The sequence below is a fragment of the Streptomyces sp. NPDC043680 genome (genome assembly GCF_056436685.1).
This window is the reverse complement of record NZ_JBWKCE010000017.1, coordinates 1-2,530: the sequence shown is the minus strand read 5'-3', so window position 1 is coordinate 2,530 and position 2,530 is coordinate 1. Positions and strand designations below refer to the sequence as shown.

The window sequence follows — 2,530 nt, the reverse complement described above, 5'->3', positions numbered from 1 at the left end:
TCTACAATCCTGGGGTCCTGGGCCTTGGGGGGGGGGGGGCCGCCCTTTTGGGCGGGCGCCCCCGCCACCGCCATGCCGACGTGTCACTCACCGATGTAAGTCGGCACGGGTGAAATGCGGGCACTCGGGGGTATCCGAGGGACAGCCGGGACAGTCGTCGTGACCCAGCAGAGGACCTGCTCACCTCCACCGATCGACGGCCGTCCCGGTCCCGCGTCCGGGGCGAGTAGCGACGACCTGGTGGTCGGGCGCGCGATCCGGCCGTTGGCCCCGAACCGGTCGCGGGTGGAGCCGCCCCTGGTGCACAGGCGGTATCACCCCGTCATGCGCCGCCGCCGGGCTTGGCACCCTTGTCGACCCGGAACTCGAATGTCCTAGTTGCGGCCACGGAGATGTTCAGAAGGCCGCGCGGGGTCCGGGGCGGGTACCAAGAATCCGTTACCGGTGGCGAAGGAAAGAAAATGCCCTGGGAGTTCACCGCGTAGGCGTCGACGTACCGGGCCAGATCGGCGCCATACGAACCTCCGGTCGGACAGCAGCGAGGAACCTCCGAGCACGGTGAACGACCCTCCTAGGACATCCCGTGTCATTTCCATGACGTCAAAGATCGGATGCCCGGATTCGAGGTACGCGCGACCTCTGCCTTCGGTATCCGGCCTTGCTCCTCAACCGACCCCTGACGGTCTTTCCCGGATTCTCGCCGCGCACGTGGGAAGCATCGACCCCATCGGCCGTCCCGTGCGTCAGTTCACGCCTACGGGCGCCCACAGGCTGACGCTCCACACGTCCCCGTGCCCCGCGTGGTAGCCCCTTTCCTCCTCCTCGTCGTCCACAACGAGAACGGAGACACAGGACCTCTCCGCCCGGTACTCCAGGAAGCCGCCCTGGTTGGTGACGGTGAACTTGGAGACCGGAAGGACGTCGGAGAGCGCCTCCCGTACGTCCGCCCAGGCGGTGTACTGAGTGAACTCGACGCCCGTGCTCCCGCCCCACCGCGCCGCCAACTCGGGAGCATTCGCGAGGCGGTGCAGCTCGATCGACCCGCCGGACATCACCCACTCCTCCCCGGGGTTGAAGTAGAACTCGACGAACCCGAAGTCGCGGCGCAGTGAGGCACCGCCCTCGCCGGCGACATCGACGCAGTGGTGCTGCAGGGCCCGGTCGACCTCGCCGAAGGTGGAACCGATGCCGATGCCGTGCAGGCGCCCGGTCGTGATGAAGGAGGCCAGGAATGCGATGCCGGTCACGGCCAGTTCTCCAGTTTGTCGATCAAGGCCTGCGTCTCCGAGGAAAGGTTCTGCGAGTTGCCCGTGTTGTGGCTGTCGATGTGATTCTTGGCCGCTTTGGCCTTGGCCAGGAGGTCGGCCCGCAGTTCGGGGTCGTTGTTCACCGCGTCGACGGCCTGCTGGACGCTCTCGTCCGACGCCCAGTCGTCCTCCAGTCGAATCGGAGCGCCGGTCGGAGGTAACCGGGACACGCGGATCTGGCCCGGCTTCAAGCCGAGAAGGTCGGACCAGGTATGCAGGTTGTGTACGTGGGTCGCCTGATTGGGGCGGGGTCGAGCCCGAGAAGGTCGGTGCTGAGGGAGCGGGCCGTCCCGAGGTCGCAAGTGGCGGTGGAGATTGGTGGAGATTGTATGGGAGGCCGGTCTCGACGTCGACGTGTTGGCTGGGAAGCGCAGGGGCGTGTACGCCGTGCTCGCACTCGCCCACGGCGTCGTACCCCACAGCGCGCTCCGGGCCCGCCAGGCGAGGTCGCGGGACGCGTCGACGAGTTCAGTGTGCGCTGACGAGGTCGGTCAGGATCGCGTAGAGCCGTGCGTCCACGGCCTCCTGTGGTGCGTCCCCGCCGAGCCTGCGCTCGGACTGCCCTGCAAGGGCTTTGAGTAGTCGGGCGAGGGGCGCTGGCCGGTCCCCTCTCTCGGCATCCCTCAGCCAGCAGCCGCGCGGCGCACGACATCGCCGGTCCCGCCGCCGGCGCGCTCTGCCGGCAGACGTACGCCCCGTCCCTGGTGGCCCGCTCGCCATAGGAAATCGAACACATGTGTCCATGGGGGGGGTGAGACCACCGTCCTGCGCCGCCTGATCGCCCCTCTCCGGGAGCCTGCAAACTCACCGGTACTGGACGGCCCCTGCCGGAGGGCGAGCCGGCGAACCCACTCTGCGATACGGCCGGGCCCTGCGGCGGACGCAGTACTGGGGCTAAGCCATCCCGTCCTGCCGTCCCGCCCTCCCCCGGCTGCGGCCCCGGGTCGCCTACCTGCGCCGGAGTAAGAGCAGTACAGGGGCGGCCGACGCTTTGGGGCGGTCGCGAAGCGGCAGGTCAGGGGCGTGCGAGACAGCGCCGTAGTGGCGCTGGCGGGCGCGGCCGGCCCATCTGTCACACGCCTGTGACAGGCGGCGGACACTCTCGCGAAGTCGGCCGGTCAGGCTTTTACCAAGAGACAAAAGGGGCATTTACCCCTACTGCTTCCGAGGGTGCGAGCAGTGATGACCCAGCCGATCCGGCGGAGGAAATCCCATGAGCCTCA

General features: G+C 68.3%; 2 protein-coding genes. Both read right to left on the bottom strand.

Going from position 1 to position 2,530, the window contains the following annotated elements; all coding sequences use genetic code 11:
• Window positions 1-743 precede the first annotated feature (743 nt).
• Window positions 744-1,247 (bottom strand): hypothetical protein, encoded by a 504-nt coding sequence (locus tag AC0666_RS26640; protein ID WP_478708419.1) that lies wholly within the window; start codon window positions 1,245-1,247, stop codon window positions 744-746.
• On the bottom strand, window positions 1,244-1,498 hold the full coding sequence (locus AC0666_RS26635; RefSeq protein ID WP_478708418.1) for a hypothetical protein: 255 nt from the start codon (window positions 1,496-1,498) through the stop codon (window positions 1,244-1,246). Before AC0666_RS26635 ends, AC0666_RS26640 begins: the two co-directional genes overlap by 4 nt.
• Window positions 1,499-2,530: the final 1,032 nt, after the last annotated feature.